The organism is Rahnella sp. PD12R, assembly GCF_019200965.1.
Taxonomy (GTDB): Bacteria; Pseudomonadota; Gammaproteobacteria; order Enterobacterales; family Enterobacteriaceae; genus Rahnella; species Rahnella laticis.
Genome location: NZ_JAHTMS010000017.1, coordinates 49,048 through 70,363, shown reverse-complemented (window position 1 = coordinate 70,363; position 21,316 = coordinate 49,048). Strand labels below are relative to the sequence as shown.

The following is a 21,316-nucleotide window of genomic DNA, read 5'->3' as shown; positions in this document are numbered from 1 at the left end:
CCGTCAATCTTTCCGGCCTGGGCGTTCAGGTCTTTGAGGGTGTTTTGTGAATTGCGGATATCGCCGGACAGCGCCTTGCTGGCGTTCTCCACCGATTTAAACGGGCGGGTCGCCTGGTCAACCGCCTTTAACAGCACCTCTACTTTTAAATTACTCACTGTCGGCTCCGCTGCGCTGCATGGCCTTATGACGCCACGCGCAAAGCTCGGTCAGCGTCATCGGGTTCAGTTCTGACGGCGGCCAGTGAAAANGTCCTGGGCGGTCAGGTTCGGGGCGGTAATGCGCGGCAGGATTACGGTCAGCGCGTCAACGTCGGCATTCGCCAGCGCCGCCAGGCCAATGCCGCGCAGGTGTCCGGCATTGGGTTTGATGACTTCAATCTCGCTGATCAGTGTGTCGCCGCGTTTGATTGGTTCTTCCAGGATAACGATGTTTTCATTGTGTTCTGACATAGCGGTGTCTCTTATTCAAAAGTGAGGTTTCGCGCCGGAGTCCGGCGCGCGTTACGGGTTACAGGCCGATGTTTTTGCGGTGCTCCGCCACGCGGTCAACGCCGCCGACGATTTCCACCATGTTCACGGTATCGACTTCAATCATGTCTTTGCCGTCAATTACCAGCTTGAAATAGGTGCACTGGGTAGTGATTTTGGTTTCGGTGTCTTCGCCCTGCTTGTACTCGCCGAAATCCATCTCCTTGTGGCGTCCGCGCATGGTGACTTCCACGGCGGAGGTTTCGCCGGTGTCGTCGCGCTGGAAGGAACCGGCAAAGCGCAGCGGCACGGCATCGACCGCGCCCCACTGCTGCAACACCAGCTCATCCAGCCCGCCCACCGTCCACTCAAAGCTCAGCGCGTCGTCGTCCAGGCCGAAATCAATGGCAGCCGAACCGGTCATGCCGCCGCCGCGGTAGTTCTCCAGCTTGCGGGTCAGTTTTGGCAGCGTCAGCGCGCTGACCATGCCCAGGTAGCTGTTCCCGTCGTTAAACAGGTTCAGGTATTTCAGTTTCTTAGGCAGTGCCATGTTTTAGCGCCTCTTAGCTGTTAACGGACGTGGCGAACGTCGCCAGGTACTGATCGGTGATGCGCTGACGCAGGGTTAAATCTTCCAGCGGCGGCACCGGCGTATAGTCGTAATCAATGAATAATTTGCCCGCTTTGAGAGTTTCGACGGTGTTGGCCTCGGGGTCATACCAGCAGTTGCCATCGATGATCAGACCGGCGGTTTTCATTTCGCGCAGTTTGGCGTTAATGCCCGCAATCATGTCTTTGATAAGCGTCGGGGTAACGGGCTTATCTGATGCCCACATATGCCCTTCGGCGATAGTGTCCGCCAGCACCTGCGCGGTGCGGGTGTAGTTCTCAAACAGGAACAGCGGATCATCAGAGCAGGTGCGCTGCCCCCAGAACTTAAAGCCGTCCTTGCGGATAAGGGTGGTGACGCATGCCTGGTTCAGCAGGTCGGCATCGGTGCCGGTGGTCTGCAAATCCCAGTACACGCTGGCGGACAGGCCGGTGACGCCGTTGATACCGACGTTCGAAAGGGTTTTATGCCAGCCGGTTTCGGCGTCGATTTTGGCACGCAGGCCGAGCGCGTAAGCCGTCGCGGGGGCGGTGTCGATGGCGTTCGTGGTGGTGTTCCAGGCCACAAAGTCCGGCCAGACCACCATCAGCTCACGCTGGCTGAAATTGTCGCGGTACTTGATGGCATCAGACACGGTTTTGCAGCCGTAGGCGCTGACGTAGCTAAAGGCGCGGAGCTGCTGACAGACGGCGGCGAGCGCCGTGGCAACGTCCAGATTATCAAGCCCTGGAACGCCGAGAATGCGCGGCTTTACGCCGAGTTCCGTCTGGGCGGACAGCAGCGCTTTCATGCCGGTATACATGCCGGTTTCATCTGAGTCGCCGATGATGTTGGAGGTGGTTTCTGCGTCGTCTTTGCCCTCGGCAACGCGCACGACGACGACAACCGGTTTAGCCTGGTTGGCGATGGCCATCAGGGAGGCGCGGAGCGTGCCGGTTTTACCGGCCTTGCCTGCGGCGGTCAGCACGTTGGTAATAAGTACCGGCGTATCCAGCGGGAAGGTCGCAGCGTCGGCATCCTCGCCGGTGCAAACCATCCCGATGATTGCGGTGGAAACGGTGGAAATTACGCGGGTGCCGTCATTGATTTCAACAACGCGCACACCGTGATGATAATCAGCCATGGTGTTTTTCCTGTGATTAATAAGCCAGTCAATCATCGCGTGTTGTGTACGCGCAGGCACGGCGGGAAGGATGTTTGAACCATGGCACAACGTGGCGGAGCAGAAACAAAAAAGCCCCATTTCGGGGCGAGGTTCAGGCAGGGATTTCAGGCCAGGTGATATCCGGCGCGGTGTTCGCATCCAGCCGGTTAAGCAGCACGCGGTATTTTTTCCAGCCGACAATTTGCGCCTTTTCGTCCTCTGAAGCCATATCCAGATCGATGGCGTCCTGAAGCGTATCAATTTGCAAAACGGCCTGCTGCATCAGCTTTTTCTTCTGCACTTCCGCTTCCTGAATCTGCTGAATGCGCTCCGCCGCATCATCCTTCACCCAGGCCGCGCCGTCCCAGCGGTCAAAGCGGGTGGCAGGGGCGATATCCGTCGTATTCTCAGGCAACGCGCCCAGCTCCGTTATGGTTGTCTGCTGACCCGTCTGTGTGCTGTAAACCACCTTACCCCGAAAGTCTGCTACCACGTCCCAGGCTTCGCCGGTGAAAACCGCCACAAAGCCTTTTTCTGTCTGTGGGGGCACAATGTCCGTGCAGCGGGCAGGCAGGCCGGTATCCGGCGGGATCATGGCGTCGCTTTTGCCAATCAGTTCGCCGGTGATAGCCGAAAAGTCATACACCTTAATTGTCTGTGTCTTATCTGAATATCTGAACATTATGCGAGTCTCACAAGGTAATTAAAGGCCACGTTTTTCACGGTGTTTTCCGTGTTACCGGCGGCGTTTACGGTGATGGTGTGCCCGTGGGCGCCCATGTCGATGTAATGATCGTGTGCCCCAATATCGACATAGTGATCGTGCGCGCCGATGTAGGTGTTATGTCCGTGGTTGCCGTCCACGCTGGTCACCGGCATTTCTGTCTGATTGGCATTATTGGAACCGCTAAACCCGTAGTCTTTCGCCACGCCAATCGCGCCAAAGCGGTTATTAGCACCGGCGACCCCCATCTGATGCTGGTGTGCGCCCTGGCCGTCTGACCCTTTGGTGCCGTAGTCAAAGCCGGATGTTCCTTTACGTCCGTAATCAAACGCACTCGTCGTTTTCCGTCCGAGGTCGGTATTGCTGGCTGTGGCGGTATGGTTGTGACTTTTGACCCCGTCCTGCTCCAGGGAAAGCACGGCGCGCCCGCTGGCCGGTTTGCCTTTGAGGGTCTGCCCGCGCATATCAGGAATAACGCCGGAAGGGTACGCAATCGCCAGAGACGGGTACGTCGCCTTGTTAAATGTCTGCCCGACCATCAGCGCAAAACCGGCGGGCACGGTGTCAGAAGGCCAGGGAACCGGCATACCGACAAGCACGTCACCGGAGGCTAACGCGCCAATTTCTGCGGGGCTGGGCTTGTTGGCCTGGCAGTAAATTTCATTCCAGGCAGACCATGGACCATCAACGCCGTTCCACGCCCCCGTCATGGAGCGGGTAAATTGCCGACCGTTGCTATTGAATGCAATCTGCTGCGTCGCATTCGGACCCCAGGTCACGAAAATCACGCCGACAAAACCGTTCATCGGGTAGCCTTTGTCCGTCGTCGCTGCCGCCACGCCTGGCACGCCGTAATGCCCAAACATGCCGCTGCCGCGCAGGGTGTTCGGGGTATCCGCTGCGGTTAAATTCGTGCGGATTTTAAACGCTGTTGCAATTTCATCAGACAGCGCCTTTTCACTGGCGGCACTTTGCGCTGCTGTCCATGCGCCTACATCAGCAGCAGTGGGTTTGTTGTTGGTGCCATATGCGGCCACCCACGGGCGCCATGGTCCATCTTTGCCGTTCCAGTTGGTGGAAAGCCCGCGCATCCAGACGTTGCAGGTGTCAAAAGTGATATACATCTGCTGGCAGCCGTAGGCGCTGCCGGTCACAAAGAGCGTGCCCGCTTTGGCTTCGGGGTAATTCCGGTCTGCTGTCGCGGAGGCATTGGCCGACTGGTGATAAATGACGGCTTGCACCGCCGTAAGACTGAAGCCTACCGTGTTCAGGTCAGTTGAGCCGAGGGCAGTGTTTGCCGCAACGGAACCGGCGGTGCTGGCCTGCACCCAGTCACGCCAGGGTCCGTCCGTACCATTCCAGGACGCATTCAGCGCACGCGTCCACACCATGCCGGTGTTTTGCACCGTGTAACGCTGGAGTACTCCGCCCGTCCAGGAGGCAGGGATAATCTCCAGCACGCCCGCCGCCTGCGAGCCTGGCGGATAGCCGTTTGCTACCGTGGCATTCGCGCCGGTGCTTTGCACGTAAAGGCCAATTTTTGCCAGGTTAAACGTGTTGATGTTGGCGGTGCCCAGAATGGCAGAAGCGACGGGCAGCGCGCCCACCTCAGAAGCCGTCGGCGGGTTGGCCGTGTCGTACACTTTGCGCCATCCGTAAGGCAGCACGCCGTCGGTCTGACGCCATTGCCAGCCCGTCGGGTCTGTCGTACTGACAATGCCCACGCGCACGTAAATTGTGCCGGTTGTGCAATGCAGATACTGGGTCAGCGCCGCGCCTGCGTTATACCACCGGCGATAGGTCATCAGCGTATCCGCTGCCTGAAAGGTTGCCCCGAGAGGGTGATCGTCGAAATAGCCCGCCAGGGTAACGCCACCGGTCAGCGCAGTCACCGACGGGTCATAAATGGTCTTCACCGTGGCGTTATCGACGTTCGCTAAAATATTACTGACCGCCCCCACATCCGCCGCCGCCAGGCTGATGTCAGCGCCCAGCGCTTTATTATTTACCTTGCGGGTGGAGGGTACGCGTGTATTCGCATTGTCGTTGGCGGCCTTCACCGCCTTTGGCGTCGCCGCCAGCGTTTCGCTGGTACTGCTGACCGAGCTGCTGAGCTGGACAAAACCTTTTGCCGTCAGCGTGCCGTCGGGATGGTTGCGGGATTTTTCATGCGCGGCCAGCAGGTCATTTACATACTGCTCCGTTGCCATAATCACCGAGTCGTCGATCAGCAGGCTGATAGCCTCGGTGTTACTGACGGCAATCACCATCCGCAGCGTCTGCGTGCGGCCAGAACCTTCCGCCAGGGTCGGCTTGTAAGTGTCCGCCATGTTGCAGACGGCAATCAGCGCGCCGTCGTCAGCAAACAGTCCCATTTCTCGCATCCAGAAACCGCCGACGCTGGCAGAAATCACGGCCTCGGCAATCACCCAGTTGCCGTGAGTGGGATCGCGCTTTAAGGAATTGAGCGGCGTGCGGTACACCTCTTTAACCAGTTTGGTCTGGGTGGCGACGGGCGTGGTCGCCTTGCCGTTGCCGTCACCGACGGCAAGCTGCGTAATGTTGATGTCAGTCCCCGCCGCAATGGCTGCCGCGATACGCGACTGGCCGAGCGTGGTGACGACGGATTTAAATGTGCTCATAGCGTCCTCTTATGCGGGGTAAACGGTCAGCAGCTCGCCGGTGTACTGCGCTGCGCCAATGTAAACATCGCCTTTAATATCCTGGGTGATGGTCAGGCCGATCAGATGGCGGCTGGCCGGTTTGGCGTCGGCAATCAGCCTTTCCATCTCTAAATACATTTCTTCGGTGATGCCGGTTTCCAGCACCCCGATATCCAGGCGAAACGTGCCAGGCTCGTCATTGGTTTCCCACCACTCGGTCACGTTAATCAGGTAGCCGAGCGGCTCCACCACGCGCCGGATGGCACCAATAGTTCCCTTGTGGCAGTGAATGAACCACGCCGACTGAATAACGCGGCGCTTGGTGGCAACCGGCCAGTTTTCATCCCAGCGGTCAACCGACAGCGCCCACGCCAGGTACGGTAAAAACCTGGCCGGACAGGTCAGCGGATCCCAGAGCTGCCGCAGCGGCACCGGCACGTTTTCAAGCGCGGCGCAGGCATCAGCAGCAGCAACCTCAAGAGCAGAGGAACCAACGGGCAGCAGGCGATCACTCATCGTAGCCGCCCACTTTCAGGGTGTACGCGGTGCAGAATGACGCCTGCGTTTTATCCAGCTCGATGTCAGCGGCGGGGCTTTTCAGCTCCACCCGCTGCACGCCTTCAACGTGCAGCGCGGCATATATGGCGGACAGCCGGATGTCGCGGCCTAAACGGTGCTGCGCGGTGGTGTAGGCGATAAGCCTGGCTTCGGCGGCTTCGCGGATAGGTTCGGCTTCCGGACCTGGGAATAAATACAGCACCGCATCAATGGTGTAGTTCACCACCGTAGCTGACTGGACAGTCACGCGGTCAGCCACGGGGCGCACGTTCTCGTCATTGAGCGCGGCCTGAACCACCGCCAGCAGGTCAGCGGGGGCGGTGCCGTTGCCGGTCTGTGCCAGCACGGAAATCGTCACACAGGCAGGCGACGGACTGATGACTGAAATATCCGCCACCCGCCCGTCAGCCGAGCGCCCGTGATACTCATAGGAGCCGACGGGACCGGCTACGCTCAGTCCTTCAAACGCCTGCTGCGCACGGATACGCAAATCGGCATCACTTTCCATCACAGCCGCCACGGCAGGCACGCTGACCGTATCCGCAGGGGTGATCGTCAGGCGTTCCACGCTGAACGTGGCGGCGATATTGTCGAGATCATTACCGGAGGCATAAGCCAGCATCACCGCCTGTGCCGCCTCGTTTACCCGCTGACGCAGGATCACTTCGCGGTAAGCGTTCTCCTCCAGCAGTTTCACAATCGGCTCAGACTCCAGGGTCAGCGTGCGGGCAATTGCGGCCTGCTGGTCTTCGGGGTACAGCGATACCAGCGTGGCTTTGCGTTCTGCCAGGAGGGTTTCGTAATCCAGCACCTCCACCACGTCGGGGGCGGGTAACTGGCTCAGGTCGATAGTTGCCATGGTTAGCTCACGGGTAAGGTTAAGGAAATGGCGGCGGACGTGTCTTTGCGGGTGCCGGTGAGTTCAACCACCATTTTCCCGTCGAACGTCGTTTCAAAGGTGATGCCGGTCAGGCTGACGCGCGGCTCCCACTTGAGGATCGCGCTGTAACAGGCCGCCATGATTTGCAGGCGCAGCGCCGCATTCTGCGGGCGGTCAGTCAGTATCGACAGCAATGAACCATAATCACGGCGCATGACGCGGGAACCGACGGGCGTGCGCAGAATGTCGCTGACCGACTGCTGAATGTGCGCCAGGTCTTCGACGCTGCGCCCCGTATCCGAAGCCAGTCCGATGTATTTTGCATTCGTCATAAAGGCACCTGTGTCTGACCGCCGCCCGTCTGGACACCGCCGTGTTTATGGGTATGAACAACCACGCCGTTTGACGTTAGGCTACCGCCGGAATGGGAAATATTGCCGGTCATCGTGCCGCCTTGTTTCACCTCCAGACTGCCCGTGGTGAGCTTTTGGGTACAGACCACTTCCGGCGTGTCGAGCGTGATGCGGGTTTTCGCCGTGCAGGTAATCAGCGGGGCAGTCACCGCCACCTCATCCGAGGCGTTCACCGTGGCGGATTTGATGCCGGTTGCCAGCAGCGCACCGGTTTGGGGTTCGTACTCGATCACCGCGCCGTCAGGGAATGACACATGCAGGGCATCGGCTGACGCGGACGGCGCAGGGAATTCATCAGAGAAAACGCCAGGCATCACAAAGGCAGTGTCCAGCTCGCCGCCCAGACAGAACAGAAGAACCTGCTCACCGGCGGACGGTGCCCACCAGGAACGGGAACGCCCTGCGCGGGAAGTGAGCCAGTGCAGCCAGTCTGTAACGTTGCCGCCAGTGTTCACGCGACAGGTGCCCGCATCCAAATCCACTTCGGCAACGGTGCCAATGCGGATCAGATTGCGCAACAGGCGCGGAATGTCGTTGTTGGGGATGGGTGTATTCATGCATAAAAGAATGCCGCCCTGTCAGGCAGCATACAATTTGAGGCGGGTTGATGGTGCAGGGCACAACGTAGGCTTACCAGTTCCGATAAGGGATATCGCTGCTATTGACAGACGCAATTATCATGCGCGAATGTAAAAAGTCACGAGTTGATGCTATGGCTAAATCTTTATTAGGTGTGTGGCCAACAATAATATCAGTCAAACAATTGTTTATTGAATCTTTAAAATTGAGCTTTGTAAAAGGTATTATCGCAGAGTTACCAGGGCGGAAATGTAGATCATCATATGACACATGCCCTTTACTTACTAACCGCCATTCAGCCTCCTCCTCAAAACTAGCATCTTTAATTAGTGGAAATATCATTGATAAACTTTCATCAACGTCTCTAACGAAAGGTGTGAAAAAAGAACTCAAGCCTCTCCCTTCCTTGTAAGTTCCGTTTCTATCCTCATCCATCATGTGTTTATCAATGAGCATATCTAAAACTTTAACTATCTCAAATCTTTGATCCGCTGGGTTGTAAATGCATTTTTTTAACGCAAAGTTATTGTTCTGACTAATACCATTCAAAATTGCACTTCTAAAACCAAGGCAGTATCCAGCCATTCCTCTTGAATAACCGCGCCATTGACTTAATAAATCTGCTTTTTCAGAAAATGAACAAACACAAATATTTGTTTTTCCCATTTTAAGTATTCGAAGTGATAGATCTTTTATCGTTTGGGCTATTCTTTCGTTGGATGTCCTCTTAAGTTTATCCTGTAAAATATCTCCCGCGATATCAGCAGCAAGATTAAACTCTCGATTATCATTCAGATATTGTATTTTTGTAGCCCATAACTCTTGGTTGCCCGCTATACCTAAAAATCCTGCTTGATCTGTATAGTGATAAAGCATCCGGGGAAGTACGTTTACATCTGGCATTGTGTAACCTTAGATTAAATGAGGGTATCATATTTATAAGATAAGTTAGCCCTAATCAAATGTCAGGTATTTAATAATCTAAGTAATGCATCTTCCACAATCTTCATATCCTCCGCATCCAGTCCTAACAGCGGGCGTGCAGGATACTGCATTTGTTTTGCACGTACAGACGGGCGATCCCGCAGCCCGTACTGATGCACTTTTGCCATCCGTTGCACCTGGCCGGTGAATTCCACCACTGCGTCGTCAGCGGTGCCTTTGGCCTTCATATATTTTGCCGTGCGCAGTTTGGCGAACATTTCCCGCTTAATGCGGCCTTTCTTTGCCCGCAACGGCTGCGGGCGGCGCGGCGTGAACGGCAGACCTTCCGGCGTGACCTGCTGTTTAATGCGCTGCTGCTGATGTTTGCGCAGACGCTTCGCGATGGTCGCTGCCATCGCTTTCCGGCTTTGCGGTGACAGCGCGGCAATCAATCCCGCCAGGCGGGTATCAAACGCTGACAGTTCACTCATGCCAATGACTCACTAATTCGCCGTGCAGGTACAGCTCACGCGGCCTTTCCACCGGCTCCGGCAGTGGCGGTTCCGGAAAATGCTCCACGTACAGACCGGCATCAATCTGTTTCACAATCACGCGCTCGGTGAGCTGCACGTCAATAGCGATATCGTAGGAACCATCATCTAGCATATCGGCCTTGAATTTAAAGCCGGTCTGCTGCTTTTCTGGTGTCGCCATGATGTCCGGCTGGTTCTCACGCAACCACGCCAGGATCGGGACAATAATCAGATCGCAGTCCTGGGCAAAGTTGGTGATCAGCAGTTCTGTCTGGTACTGGTATTCAAACGACAGCGAGCTGGCTAACGTGGAAACGATGCGCCCGTTATCCACAAACATCCGCAAGGTTTCGGGGCTGGTTTGCAGCACCGGCACCGCGTCAGTTAAGGCTTTTCGCAATTGGGCGGGTTTTAGCATGGTGTTCCTCCTGGCATTGTTTGACCGCTTCCACTTGGAGGCCGCAGGCTACCAGCTCGGCCTCCAGGTTTCTGACGTCGGCGCTTAAATCGCCGTTAGTAGTCGGTGAGCTTGCCGGTATCGGGCAGCTCGTTACCGCCGGACAGCCAACGTAAATAATCTGCGGCGCTGGCAAAGGCGGGGCGTTGGTGCATCCGGCTAATGCCATCAGGCAGACGAGCGCCATACCAATCACGCATTTCCTGATTTTCATTAAGTAACCTTTGAATGTGAATTTCACGGATGCGTGCATGATCACCCGCCTTTGAGAGCTGGGTGCGCAGGCTTTGTTCCTGGCGTTCCCGCGTCACGGCCTCATTGCTCAGGCGGTTAATGGCGTTGTCTCGGCTTTCAATACCGGCGGACAGCGTGCCGATAATGCGCTGCGCCTGGTCGGCTTTTTCAGTCAGGCCATCGATACGCCAGGTTTGCAGCCCCGCCAGCGCGCAGGCTACCAGCAGTAAAACAATCACAATGCGCATCAGACTCCCCGCAGGCAGTAGGCCAGCTCATTCGCACGGCGGCGCTCCAGGCCGGTGACGCGCTCGCCCTTCACAAACACCCAGCGCGGCAACTGCTCACAGGCGTCACGCCATCGACCTTTGTTGATGAAAAACGCTAACGTTGATTTGCAGGCAGCCGTCACGCCGACGTTAAAGGCAAACGACACCACGGCGTCATACACAGGCTGCGGCATGGCAACCGGCATACAGCGCGCAATCCCTTTCTCCACCCGCATCACATCTTCCACCAGATTCACGGCGGCCTGCCGTTCGCTGATGTGGGTCTGCGGTTTCACGCCTGCGGTGTGCCCGATGCCGTTTGTCCAGACGCCCGCGCTGCACTGATAGGCCGACAGGCGGCAACCTTCAAAATCGGCAATGAGTGCCAGACCGGCGGCAGAGGTTTTCAGCGTTGGCGTTTGCGGCAGCAGCGCGGCAATCGCAAGTACTGCGGCGACGGCGCAACGTCTAACGATTGATGGCTGCATTAATGTCCCCTCTGATGCCCATTTCTTTCAGCAGGCGGTAAGTTTTGCGCCGGTAGTACCAGTTCACCAGGAAAGTGGCGACGCCGACGCCTGCGCCCACCAGAAAGGCAATATCCTGATAAGACATGCCACCCAGCCAGGCCAGAAACACGGCGATGCAATAACAGATAAACGAGGTGATGCGCTCCATGGTCATCAGTCCCAAAGTGAGACGGTTTCACTGACTGCGGCCAGAGTGATGTCCGGCAGCTCCACCGCGTAGCCATGGGGCAGAATTGCCCCCTGTGCGGCTAAGCCAACGTTAGCCGCGTAAACTTTTTCAACGACCGATCCCGTGCGCCCGTAGTACCGCCAACAGAGCGAATCCACGGTGTCGCCCTGTTCGGCATAGACTTTCATCAGAGCAGCCCGATGATGCAGTGCGAGACACCGGCGACGTCGCTGATCGCGTTGCGCCCGTCCCGCCACAAATCATCAACGGTGCTTTCCACGATTTCGGCCTTTTTACTGCCTTTGTCAGTGGTGTCGTTATTCGGGTAACGTTCCGCCAGGAAGGCCGCCGCAATAGACGCCACGGCGCGCTGATAGGCGCAGACCTTCACGCTTTCTTCATCAATCTGATCGGCGGGGACATCAGCCAGACGATTAAATCCCTGGGCAATCTGCGCATCGCGAAAGCTGTACAGCTCTGCGTTCACTTCGGTCATGGCAAACTTTGCGGCGGCGCGCAGGCGTTTTGCTGTGACGGTGCCCTCCAGTCGCAGCGTGTCGCGCAGCTCAACCGGATCCACATCAGGCCAGAAATGAGTGTTTTTAATCGCGGGTTCCGTCGCGGCGTCCGGTTTCGGTGCAGGTACAACAAGAGACATAATGACCTCTGAATGGGGGGCGGTGGACGCCAGCGTTGAAAGAGGTGAAAGACTCGTCGCGGCTGGCGTGCCGCCCTGCGCGGGGCGCATTCTTTTTAGCTGCCGGATGCCTTTTTAATGGCGGACTCCAGGCGCTCAATGTCTTTTTTTACGCCTGATTTGCCGTCGAGAATTAAGGCACTTTTCAGGCGCTCCAGTGCGAGCGTTTCCTTGCCGCCGTCGCGGTATAGATAGCCGATAATCTTGTGCAACTGGGCACGGACTTTATCGGGCATATCTTCAGCGTCAGTCACCTCCAGCACCTCCAGCATCACGTCGATACTGACGGACTCTCCGGCGGCGCGGGCACGTGCGGCCTGGTCGATCACTTCTTCCGTGAAGGCACAGCCCGCCGTGCGGGTGCCGAACGGCATCGCGAGCCGGTGCTTAAAGGCGTAGCAGGCAATGTTCAGCGCACCGGCAATATCACCGGCATCAATACGCCAGATCATGACGGTCATCAGGATGGCATCCTGTGCGCCGTTCCCTTCGGCGAGTACGCCAGACACCCACGGGGCGTATTCAGGGAGCAGCTTGCGTTTCAATTCCGCTTTCGCCTGGAAGGACTGAAGTTTGTGCAGCGCCTGCTTATCCGCATTGAGCTTTTGCAGCAGCAGTTCATAGCCGGTCGCATGGGTCAGCTGACCGGCGGCCTGCTGCGCAGCGTTGATAGCGGACTGTCGCAACATGTGACGACGGCAAGGACTAATCATGTTATGTCCCCTTATTCCGCTGATTCAGGCTTAACTTCTTTAAAGGTGCCGATCTGGATGTTTTCGACCACGCAGCCGCCGCGATAGTCTTCCACCACGAAATCCTCATTAATGGATTCGTAGTTTTCGATGCGGTCACGCTTCGGCACTTCTTCGATGTGACGGCGGTGCGTGCCGTCCTGCCAGTAGATGGACAGGTTATCCAGACGAGTGATCATGAGCGCATTGGCTGGGAAGCCGGGCACGCGCACCGCCGGTAAGTTACCGATGCGCTTCTGGCTGATAATCATATCCGCGGCCAGGCTTTCGGAGTTTTCCTGCACCTTGTTCACCAGCGGGAAGTATTTGTCTGCCAGCAGCTGACGGCCGCAGATCACCACCAGGCCGGTATCATCCTGATAAATTGGATCAACCATGGTATTGGTAGCATCCATTACCAGCGCATCCAGATTCTCAAAGTCACCACCAAGGCCGACGCGCACAGTTTCAGAAATTACTGTTCCATCCTTACCAATAGCCTTATCCATTACGCGTTCCGGTGCATTGTTGCGGTACTTTTGCAGCCAGCCCACGTTCACGTCCTGGAGCAGCGGGTATTTAGTGCGGTCAGAAGTCGCGGCACGCGTAACGCCGTTAAAACCGATGGTAATGCGATCCAGCGCCTGGCGTTTCACGATGGCGTCGCGTAAACGCGCCTGAAAATCTTGATAGCGCGCCCAGAGATCAAGCGTGGCGTAGCGGAAATGGAAATCGTAGTTCGTCTGGCGGCACTCGTAGCCCTCAGCGGTCAGGGTATTAAAATCAGCCGTCTGGCGTTCACCGGTGCCGCTGGTGTCTGCGGTGCTGGCAATTGAACCGGAGACACTCACGCCGACCTTTTCCCCCTTCATTTCATCCACGGGCACGATGTTAATCATCTGGAGAAAAGCTGACGATTCCTGCACGCGGGTCATCAGCGTCTGCGTCACCGATGGCTCCACGCTGAATTTTTTGTCCAGGTCGCCGGTGTCCACCGAGTTCAGCTCAGCAATGCGGGACAGGTAGGCATTAAATTGAAAGCGGGTTGTTTGTTTCATGCTTTTTTTCCAAATTTGTTTACGGGTTAATAGCGAGTTGCGTGCTTAGCAGTCGGTGAAATTGGCTGCGTCACCCTTGCCGCCGCCGCTTGAGACGGGGCGCTGCGTGTAGTTCTGTGGGGCGGATTTCTCCAGCTTGCCTTTCAGGGTGCTGAACTGTTCGCGGTCATCTTTCGCGGTTTGTTCCAGCACGTTCAGGCGTTCCGTCAGCGAGGCTTCCAGCGCAGACAGCTTTTCATCACCGGTTTGCAGGCCGGTTTCGACGTGGGACACGACGACTTCCACGGCGTCATGCACGTCTTTAAAACGGGCATCATCCGAAACGGATTTACTGGAAAGCAGTTGTTTCACGCGGGAGAACAGCGACGGGGCAGCCGGTTTTTCTTCCTCAAACTCAAAGACCGTTTCTTCGGCGGCGGTAAAAAGGTTGTCCGCACTTTGCTTACGGCCAGCGAGCGGGTTTTGCTGTGCCTTTGCGCTAAATTGCAGGTACTCGGTGCCGAGGCTGGCGGGGCTGTCGGTCACGGCCAGGCCGATCAGATAGGCTTTGCCGGTATCTGAAAACGAGGGGTTAACCTCAATGGAGGTGTAAACCTTCTGCCGGGCTTTCACCATCGACATCAGTTCAGGCGTTGGATCGATATCGGCATACAGTGCCAGTTTGCCTTTGAGCGCGCCGTCAGCCACTTCTTCGGCGTAGACGCCGGTGACATCGCCGTACATACGGAAAGGACTATCAGGTAAGTAACCTTTGATATGTTCCATGTTGATGCGCGCGCCGTAGACCTTCGGGTCATAGGTCGCGGCCATCTGTTCAATCCAGGCGCGGGTGATTTCGCGCCCGTCGGTGGTTGCCCCTTCGGTACAAATACGAAAGCGCTTTGCTTTTGCTGCCATGTTTTGGACTCCGGTCGGTTGTGCTTCTGAGAAGTCCAAGTTTCCAGACACACGCCCGCCACCGCCAGCCGATGCGGGTTGATGCTTGATGGCACAACGTGGACAGCAGGAAAATCCGCAGGCCGCTCGTTAACGTGGCAGTCATGAAAATGACAAACTCGATCATCATCAGCGACCCACGGCGACAGGCGGCACTGCTTTACTGGCAGGGGTTTTCTGTCCGTCAGATTGCAGAAACGCTGACCCAAAAATTACCGACGGTGCAGAGCTGGAAAACGCGCGACGCCTGGGAGAACGTCGCGCCGATTTCCCGCGTGGAATCCAGCCTCGAAGCGCGCCTTATCCAGCTCACCACCAAAGACGTCAAAGGGAATGCGGATTACAAGGAAATGGAGGCGCTAGGCCGGTTAATGGAACGCCTGGCAAGGGTGAACCGCTACGGCCAGAGCGGGAATGAGGTGGATTTAAATCCTAACGTTGCCAACCGGAACAAAGGCGAGCGTAAGAAGCCGACAAAGAATTATTTCAGCGACGAAGCCCTGGAAAAGCTGGAGGATATCTTTCTGGCTCAGTGCTTCCAGTATCAGCGCGTGTGGTATGACGCGGGGCTTAAACACCGTATCCGGGACATCCTCAAATCCCGCCAGATTGGCGCAACGTTCTTCTTTGCGCGTGAAGCGTTATTGCGCGCCCTGGCAACCGGACATAATCAGATTTTCCTGTCGGCCAGTAAAACCCAGGCTTACGTCTTTCGAGAGTACATCATTCAGTTTGCCCGCCAGGTTGATGTCGAGCTGACCGGCGACCCGATTGTGATCGGCAATAACGGCGCAAAGCTGATTTTCTTAGGCACCAACTCCAACACCGCCCAAAGCCACAACGGCGACCTGTACGTTGATGAAATCTTTTGGATCCCCAACTTCCAGAAATTGCGCAAGGTCGCCAGCGGCATGGCGTCGCAGGAACATCTGCGCACCACCTATTTCTCTACCCCGTCAGCGCTGACGCACGGCGCGTATCCGTTCTGGTCGGGTGAGCTGTTCAACAAGGGGCGGGAAAACCGAAACGACAGGATTGAACTGGATATCGGCCATCACGCCCTGGCGAAAGGTCGGCTTTGTGAAGACGGGCAGTGGCGGCAAATTGTCACCATTGAGGATGCGTTAGCCGGTGGCTGCAACCTGTTCAACATCGACACGCTGAAACAGGAAAACAGCGCGGAGGATTTCCGCAACCTGTTCATGTGTGAGTTTGTTGATGACCAGGCATCCGTGTTTCCGTTTGCCGAGCTGCAACGATGCATGGTGGAAAGTGCGGAGGAATGGAAGGATTTCAGCCCGTTTGCCCTGCGTCCGTTTGGTTATCGCGCCGTCTGGATTGGTTACGACCCGTCGCACACAGGCGACAGTGCAGGCTGCGCCGTGGTGGCTCCTCCGCTGGTAGACGGCGGCAAATTCCGCGTGCTGGAACGTCACCAGTGGAAGGGGATGGACTTTGCCGCCCAGGCGAAAAGCATTGAGGAATTAACAAAACGCTACTGCGTGGAATACATCGGCATTGATGCTACCGGCATCGGTCAGGGCGTTTTCCAGCTTGTTCGGCAGTTCTTCCCCGCCGCGATGGAAATCCGCTACAGCCCTGAAACCAAGACAAAGATGGTGCTCAAAGCAAAAGACACCATCACGTCCGGACGCTTGGAGTACGACACCAACCACAAAGACATCACCTCGTCATTCATGGCGATCCGCAAAACCATGACCGCCAGCGGCAGCCGTTCCACCTACGAGGCCAGCCGCAGCGAGGAAGCCAGTCACGCCGATGTTGCCTGGGCAATCATGCACGCGCTGCTCAACGAACCGCTGACCGCCGCAAGCGGCGGCCAAAGCCCTAACATTCTGGAGTTTTATTAATTATGAATAAGCGCAAATTCCGCAAGGCGGCACAGACAGCAGTCACAGCAACGGCGCAGCATACCGGCGGCGCGGAGGCGTTCAGCTTTGGCGACCCGACGCCGGTTTTAGACCGCCGTGAAATTCTGGATTACATCGAATGTACGGGGAACGGCCAGTGGTACGAGCCGCCGGTCAGCTTTGACGGCCTGGCTCGCACGCTGCGCGCTGCGGTGCATCACAGCTCATCGCTGTTTGTGAAACGTAATATCCTGGCCTCGACCTTTGTCCCGCATCCGCTGCTATCACAGCAGGAATTTAGCCGGTTTGCCCTGGATTATCTGGTATTCGGGAATGCGTTTTTAGAAGTGATCCGCAACCAGCTCGGCGACGCCGTGGTGATGAAAACCGTGCCTGCCAAATACGCACGCCGGGGCGTGGAGCAGGATACTTACTGGTTTGTGCAGCAATGGAAGGACGCGCATCAGTTTGAAGCCGGTAGCGTGTTTCATCTGATTGAGCCGGATATTAATCAGGAGCTCTACGGCCTGCCGGAATATCTCAGTGCCCTGAATTCTGCCTGGCTGAATGAGGCCGCCACGCTGTTCCGCCGCAAGTACTATCAGAACGGCGCACACGCAGGATATATCCTATACATGACCGACGCGGCACAAAGCAGCTCGGACATCGATCAGATGCGTAAAGCGATGCGCGACACAAAAGGGCTGGGCAATTTCCGCAACCTGTTCATGTATGCACCGAACGGCAAGCCGGACGGGATCAAGATTTTGCCACTGAGTGAAGTCGCGACCAAAGACGATTTTTTTAATATCAAGAAAGCCAGCCAGAATGATTTGCTGTGTGCGCACCGCGTGCCACCGCAGATGATGGGTATCATTCCAGAGAACAGCGGCGGATTTGGGGATTCAGTGAAGGCGTCTCAGGTGTTTGTTCGTAATGAGCTGACACCGTTGCAGGAACGGTTTAAGGAGTTGAATGCGTGGTTTGGGGAGGAGGTGATCAGATTTACTACTTATGAGTTAACTTCGGAATAAGACTGCACAGCCCCGTGACATGGGGCTTGAACTATCCTAACTTACGTAGGTTTAATTAGCTCATCTCTGAGTTAATGTAATAACTTTAGTTATTAGGCTCAGTCAACTAATGCATTACCTCAATGGTACTTCAGTCACTATGAATAATTCATCTCCTTCTGGATTAGATTTTTCTTCAACATGAAGCGCCAGTGATAAATACATTATTGAATTTCTCGCTAATTTCATTAGCGTTAACGTTCTTGATTCGAATTCACTCACTGTGACTAGAAGAGAATGAGTAGATAGTCTACGTTGCTCATCAATTAAAGAAATGAGATCTTGATTACTTCTTATTAACTTTTCCTGCCGTGAAAGGGCTTCTTGAATATTTTTTTGACTTACTCCATTTTTGATATTCTTAATGTCGTGATATACATTCTTTAAATCAATTTCACACTGCACCTTCTCAGCTTTATATATTTCTAATTGTGCTGATGTGTAATCCTTGTCTGATTGCGTTAACGTGTATCCAAAGTCGTCAACTATTTTCAACGATCGATGTTCTAAAGCATTTCGTATATCAGAAAATGATTTTGCATCGGGATCAAGCCAACGAGCGATTGGCGCTGCGTCCTTAACATCCCTAATGTCTTTTAAAATATAAAACAACGCATGGATAAAATAGTTATCGCTCGTTTTTAATTTAGGGTTAGGAACCCATGATTTATCTTTTGAAATATCTCTAAAAATTGCATCAAAGGTAATTTTACTGTCATCTTTAATATCATTTAACTGCAAGAATCTGTGAAGAAAGTAAGATATTTTATCAAATAACGAATAAAGTATTCTAAAAGCACTTTTATAATGACTTGATTTTAAATTAGTTATGGAGTGTGACATATCCTCTACGTGGGGGTAGGTGTCGTTAAACATGTGTTTTGCATCCAAGGGGATATTAAGAGCAGTAAAGAAAAGATATCGAGCATAACAATATTCATTTTTTAATTCGTCGAAATTACCATGGTACATTAGAGTTTCATGCATGGATAAAGACTTATTTAATTGATACCTGAAACTAGGGAGAGTAATGATATCTTGATAAGTAATTGTCGAATTAAAAACATCATTTAAATCATTAATGAATAATTTATTTTCCCCACACCATGTTAAATAAGATTTCTCCTTTCTTGTTGTAAACTCGTAGTTTTCGTCATCGTTGATTTCGAAAAATGATTCATTGAAATTCTCTTCAAACCAACTTTTAAATTTCATAAACTCACCGTCTTCATCAAAAGCGACTAGCTGATCTTCAAATAAATATTCCTTGTGTTGTATTCCCTGCAAGATGAGTTTGTAAGCTACAAAAAGATGGTACGGTTGATGGCGAGAATCATACAAAGTAGCAGCAAGATATAATTCGTTTTGAGCCTTACAGATCATTGCAACAGGATTTTTTTGACTGATCGCACTATCCCAAAAAGGGATACTACAAAACGCTCTACCCTGCGCGCTTAATGAATTTGCGAGATTTGTTTGAATGCAGCTTTTTAAGTAGAGATCCTCTTTACTCGGAAACCTTAAGTCGTTTGCAGCATTCAAAGCTTTCCTAAAAAATATTACCGCCTTACTGAGGTCGTCTGAGTACCAGTTCATTTCTCTTTTTTTATAGAGAACCTGATAACAATTTCCAATGATATATAAAAAATTCGCTTCATCTATTCTCTCTTCAAAGTCAATATGCTTCTCAAGCAACGTTTCTACATAAAATTTTAATGCATGGCGATTATCTGCCATAATTAATGCATCAGCCTTTTTGGACATTTCTTCCAGCAAGTTTTTATCAGTGTTCATCATTAGTTGTAGTTCCATTGTTGACCTAAGATTTTTGGACAACTACTTGTATATTGAACATTATAGCCGTATATAAAATCTAAGTATGATCTTCATTCTATATTTAATATACAGGGAAAGTTTGCAATTCCAATCCTGGCAACGACCTGGCTGTCGTATACGGCATAAAATATGTACAACATGATATGATCCTATCCTTCGCAATGAATCTTGTTGGAAAAGCTCATTAACTTCGTGCTGTTTTCAACTCACATCCTACCGTCTACGAGACTCAGAGCAATGTAGAGCGCATCTGCGTGCAACAAGTTGCGCCGTTTTTTGTGTTCTGCACCTCGACGCGCGCAATGTTACCCGCCTGCCCGCTTCTGACTTGGCTTACTGTTTTTAATGCAGGTCTCCGAACGCCGCAAAGCCTAGCCCATCCTTGGGTTAGGCTTTTTTTGATCCTTCCGAGATCATGCAAAAACATGCACGTACTGCATGCAGCGCTTACTCATAAATTTTACTAGGAATTCAGTGAATCTTTCCTGGGGTGTTTACATCAAAAACGACTTTCAGTAATTCCTCATTTGCTGCCGACACCAGTTCTGAAATCCATATAGCGACAATCTATCTCTCCGCTTTATCGCACTCAACGCGAGCAGAAAGCTTTGCAATCAATCCTATACGCTCCAGCAATACCACCGTCTGTAAATTTTCCATACCACCTCACAAATACTGTTTATACATACAGTATATTAAATGAATTTGTGAGAATTTCCATAAAAATCTACATGTTATTGTAAATTGAATGAATCTGGTGAATTTTGCGCCATGGTCAAATATTCTTTTGGTTCATCCTGGCAGAGAGTTCTGCGGCGCTTTCCTTCCTTTCACTATAGCGGTCTGAAAGATGCTCACTCTGGCTACGCAGCAGCACAGTGAATTTCATCATTTCCTCCATTACATCAACGATCCGATCATAATAAGGTGAAGGCCGCATGCGTCCAGAATCATCAAATTCTTGCCATGCCTTCGCTACTGAAGACTGATTAGGGATAGTGAACATACGCATCCACCGCCCTAATATTCGCATTTGGTTCAAAGCATTGAAAGACTGAGAACCGCCGCTGACTTGCATGATTGCAAGGGTTTTACCTTGAGACGGTCGAACCGCTCCTTGCGAAAGAGGGATCCAGTCTATTTGTGCTTTCATTATCGCCGTCATTGCCCCATGACGTTCCGGTGAACACCAAACCATACCTTCTGACCAGCGAACTAATTGACGCAGCTCTTGCACTTTTGGGTGTGTATCAGGTACATCTTCAGGCAAAGGCAGTCCTGACGGATTAAATACTTTTACTTCTGCCCCCATAGCCTCCAGCAATCGAGCTCCTTCCTCAGTAGCTAAACGGCTGTATGAACGTTCACGAACTGAACCGTAGAGCATTAGAATTCGCGGCGGGTGATCAATATCATTTCCTGACATGTCTTTGTTAGTTTTAGGAGGTTTGAACAATTCAGGAACAATATTCGGTAATGTTTTATCCTCCATGTAAACTATCTCCTTTAGTCACAAGATTCCCATTTTCATCAATTACTTTCTCTCCATCTTCTTTGGAAAATGCCCCTTTTTGTCGGTCGGGTAATATTTCTAATACAACCTCTGAAGGACGACATAACTTTGTTCCAATTGGAGAAACAACAATAGGCCGGTTAATTAATATCGGGTCAGACAACATTGCTTCAATCAACGCATCATCCGAAAAATCACCTTCATCCAACCCCCGAATTGTATAAGGCTCAACATTTTTTCGTAAAAGGGCTCGAGGTGTTATTCCCATGTCTGTGATCAGTTTCACCAGCTCATCACGAGATGGAGGGGTTTTGAGATACAAAATCACCGTCGGTTCAACACCACAATTGCGAATAAGCTCCAGTGTGTTACGCGACGTCCCACAAGCGGGATTATGATAAATGGTGATATTAGTCATAATTCACTCTTATTAAAAACAGGTGG

25 protein-coding genes and 2 pseudogenes are annotated in these 21,316 nt (G+C 53.2%); 2 read left to right on the top strand and 25 right to left on the bottom strand.

The window, feature by feature from the left end; genetic code table 11:
• Positions 1-150 precede the first annotated feature (150 nt).
• The 22 genes and pseudogenes from KWG64_RS23865 to KWG64_RS23765 form a co-directional block, all read right to left on the bottom strand.
• Positions 151-249: pseudogene (locus tag KWG64_RS23865) on the bottom strand (GpE family phage tail protein); the annotation flags it as partial.
• Positions 250-251: 2 nt separating this feature from the next.
• Positions 252-452: pseudogene (locus KWG64_RS23860) on the bottom strand (phage tail assembly protein); the annotation flags it as partial.
• A 58-nt stretch (positions 453-510) separates the two neighbouring features.
• Complete coding sequence (locus KWG64_RS23855; RefSeq protein WP_217152439.1) at positions 511-1,020, bottom strand: phage major tail tube protein; 510 nt, start codon at positions 1,018-1,020, stop codon at positions 511-513.
• A 13-nt stretch (positions 1,021-1,033) separates the two neighbouring features.
• A complete protein-coding gene (locus KWG64_RS23850) occupies positions 1,034-2,203 on the bottom strand; it encodes a phage tail sheath protein (RefSeq protein WP_218523333.1) in 1,170 nt (389 codons plus the stop codon).
• A gap of 133 nt (positions 2,204-2,336) precedes the next feature.
• Positions 2,337-2,906: a tail fiber assembly protein gene (locus tag KWG64_RS23845; RefSeq protein WP_370628760.1), complete on the bottom strand. Its 570-nt coding sequence runs from the start codon at positions 2,904-2,906 to the stop codon at positions 2,337-2,339.
• Entirely contained in the window at positions 2,906-5,590 is a 2,685-nt protein-coding gene (locus KWG64_RS23840; protein WP_255562289.1) for a phage tail protein, read from the bottom strand. The genes KWG64_RS23845 and KWG64_RS23840 overlap by 1 nt, the downstream gene beginning before the upstream one ends.
• 9 nt (positions 5,591-5,599) lie before the next feature.
• Positions 5,600-6,127, bottom strand: a complete 528-nt coding sequence (locus KWG64_RS23835) for a phage tail protein I (protein WP_217152591.1) — start codon at positions 6,125-6,127, stop codon at positions 5,600-5,602.
• The gene (locus tag KWG64_RS23830; RefSeq protein ID WP_218523332.1) at positions 6,120-7,028 is read right to left on the bottom strand and encodes a baseplate assembly protein; all 909 of its coding nucleotides are present in this window, start codon (positions 7,026-7,028) and stop codon (positions 6,120-6,122) included. Before KWG64_RS23830 ends, KWG64_RS23835 begins: the two co-directional genes overlap by 8 nt.
• 2 nt (positions 7,029-7,030) lie before the next feature.
• Entirely contained in the window at positions 7,031-7,381 is a 351-nt protein-coding gene (locus tag KWG64_RS23825) for a GPW/gp25 family protein (RefSeq protein ID WP_218523331.1), read from the bottom strand.
• Positions 7,378-8,019, bottom strand: coding sequence for a phage baseplate assembly protein V (locus KWG64_RS23820; RefSeq protein WP_218523330.1), 642 nt, complete (start codon positions 8,017-8,019; stop codon positions 7,378-7,380). Before KWG64_RS23820 ends, KWG64_RS23825 begins: the two co-directional genes overlap by 4 nt.
• Before the next feature lie 73 nt (positions 8,020-8,092).
• Positions 8,093-8,944, bottom strand: a complete 852-nt coding sequence (locus tag KWG64_RS23815; RefSeq protein WP_218523329.1) for a DUF2971 domain-containing protein — start codon at positions 8,942-8,944, stop codon at positions 8,093-8,095.
• Positions 8,945-9,006: 62 nt separating this feature from the next.
• A complete protein-coding gene (locus KWG64_RS23810; RefSeq protein WP_218523328.1) occupies positions 9,007-9,456 on the bottom strand; it encodes a phage virion morphogenesis protein in 450 nt (149 codons plus the stop codon).
• Positions 9,449-9,916, bottom strand: a complete 468-nt coding sequence (locus tag KWG64_RS23805; protein ID WP_218523327.1) for a phage tail protein — start codon at positions 9,914-9,916, stop codon at positions 9,449-9,451. The genes KWG64_RS23810 and KWG64_RS23805 overlap by 8 nt, the downstream gene beginning before the upstream one ends.
• Entirely contained in the window at positions 9,879-10,124 is a 246-nt protein-coding gene (lysC, locus tag KWG64_RS23800; protein ID WP_255562288.1) for an Rz1-like lysis system protein LysC, read from the bottom strand. Before lysC ends, KWG64_RS23805 begins: the two co-directional genes overlap by 38 nt.
• Positions 10,012-10,437, bottom strand: coding sequence for an Rz-like lysis system protein LysB (gene lysB, locus KWG64_RS25790; RefSeq protein WP_255562287.1), 426 nt, complete (start codon positions 10,435-10,437; stop codon positions 10,012-10,014). The genes lysC and lysB overlap by 113 nt, the downstream gene beginning before the upstream one ends.
• Positions 10,437-10,946, bottom strand: a complete 510-nt coding sequence (locus KWG64_RS23795; protein WP_218523325.1) for a lysozyme — start codon at positions 10,944-10,946, stop codon at positions 10,437-10,439. The genes lysB and KWG64_RS23795 overlap by 1 nt, the downstream gene beginning before the upstream one ends.
• Positions 10,927-11,136, bottom strand: coding sequence for a holin (locus KWG64_RS23790; protein ID WP_217152200.1), 210 nt, complete (start codon positions 11,134-11,136; stop codon positions 10,927-10,929). The genes KWG64_RS23795 and KWG64_RS23790 overlap by 20 nt, the downstream gene beginning before the upstream one ends.
• 5 nt (positions 11,137-11,141) lie before the next feature.
• Complete coding sequence (locus tag KWG64_RS23785; protein ID WP_218523324.1) at positions 11,142-11,345, bottom strand: tail protein X; 204 nt, start codon at positions 11,343-11,345, stop codon at positions 11,142-11,144.
• Positions 11,345-11,815 (bottom strand): head completion/stabilization protein, encoded by a 471-nt coding sequence (locus tag KWG64_RS23780; protein ID WP_218523323.1) that lies wholly within the window; start codon positions 11,813-11,815, stop codon positions 11,345-11,347. Before KWG64_RS23780 ends, KWG64_RS23785 begins: the two co-directional genes overlap by 1 nt.
• 95 nt (positions 11,816-11,910) lie before the next feature.
• Entirely contained in the window at positions 11,911-12,567 is a 657-nt protein-coding gene (gpM, locus tag KWG64_RS23775; protein ID WP_218523322.1) for a phage terminase small subunit, read from the bottom strand.
• A gap of 11 nt (positions 12,568-12,578) precedes the next feature.
• Entirely contained in the window at positions 12,579-13,643 is a 1,065-nt protein-coding gene (locus KWG64_RS23770; protein ID WP_218523321.1) for a phage major capsid protein, P2 family, read from the bottom strand.
• Positions 13,644-13,688: 45 nt separating this feature from the next.
• A complete protein-coding gene (locus KWG64_RS23765; protein ID WP_218523320.1) occupies positions 13,689-14,540 on the bottom strand; it encodes a GPO family capsid scaffolding protein in 852 nt (283 codons plus the stop codon).
• Positions 14,541-14,683: 143 nt separating this feature from the next.
• On the opposite strand from KWG64_RS23765, the gene KWG64_RS23760 reads away from it, so the two are divergent.
• Both KWG64_RS23760 and KWG64_RS23755 read left to right on the top strand, forming a co-directional pair.
• Complete coding sequence (locus KWG64_RS23760) at positions 14,684-16,450, top strand: terminase ATPase subunit family protein (protein WP_218523319.1); 1,767 nt, start codon at positions 14,684-14,686, stop codon at positions 16,448-16,450.
• A gap of 2 nt (positions 16,451-16,452) precedes the next feature.
• Complete coding sequence (locus KWG64_RS23755; RefSeq protein ID WP_218523318.1) at positions 16,453-17,484, top strand: phage portal protein; 1,032 nt, start codon at positions 16,453-16,455, stop codon at positions 17,482-17,484.
• 114 nt (positions 17,485-17,598) lie between these two features.
• Here KWG64_RS23755 and KWG64_RS23750 read toward each other — a convergent pair whose 3' ends face one another.
• The 3 genes from KWG64_RS23750 to arsC form a co-directional block, all read right to left on the bottom strand.
• On the bottom strand, positions 17,599-19,320 hold the full coding sequence (locus tag KWG64_RS23750; protein WP_255562285.1) for an LA2681 family HEPN domain-containing protein: 1,722 nt from the start codon (positions 19,318-19,320) through the stop codon (positions 17,599-17,601).
• A gap of 814 nt (positions 19,321-20,134) precedes the next feature.
• On the bottom strand, positions 20,135-20,851 hold the full coding sequence (gene arsH, locus KWG64_RS23745) for an arsenical resistance protein ArsH (protein WP_217152524.1): 717 nt from the start codon (positions 20,849-20,851) through the stop codon (positions 20,135-20,137).
• Positions 20,841-21,290, bottom strand: a complete 450-nt coding sequence (arsC, locus tag KWG64_RS23740; RefSeq protein ID WP_217152525.1) for a glutaredoxin-dependent arsenate reductase — start codon at positions 21,288-21,290, stop codon at positions 20,841-20,843. Before arsC ends, arsH begins: the two co-directional genes overlap by 11 nt.
• Between the last annotated feature and the right edge of the window lie 26 nt (positions 21,291-21,316).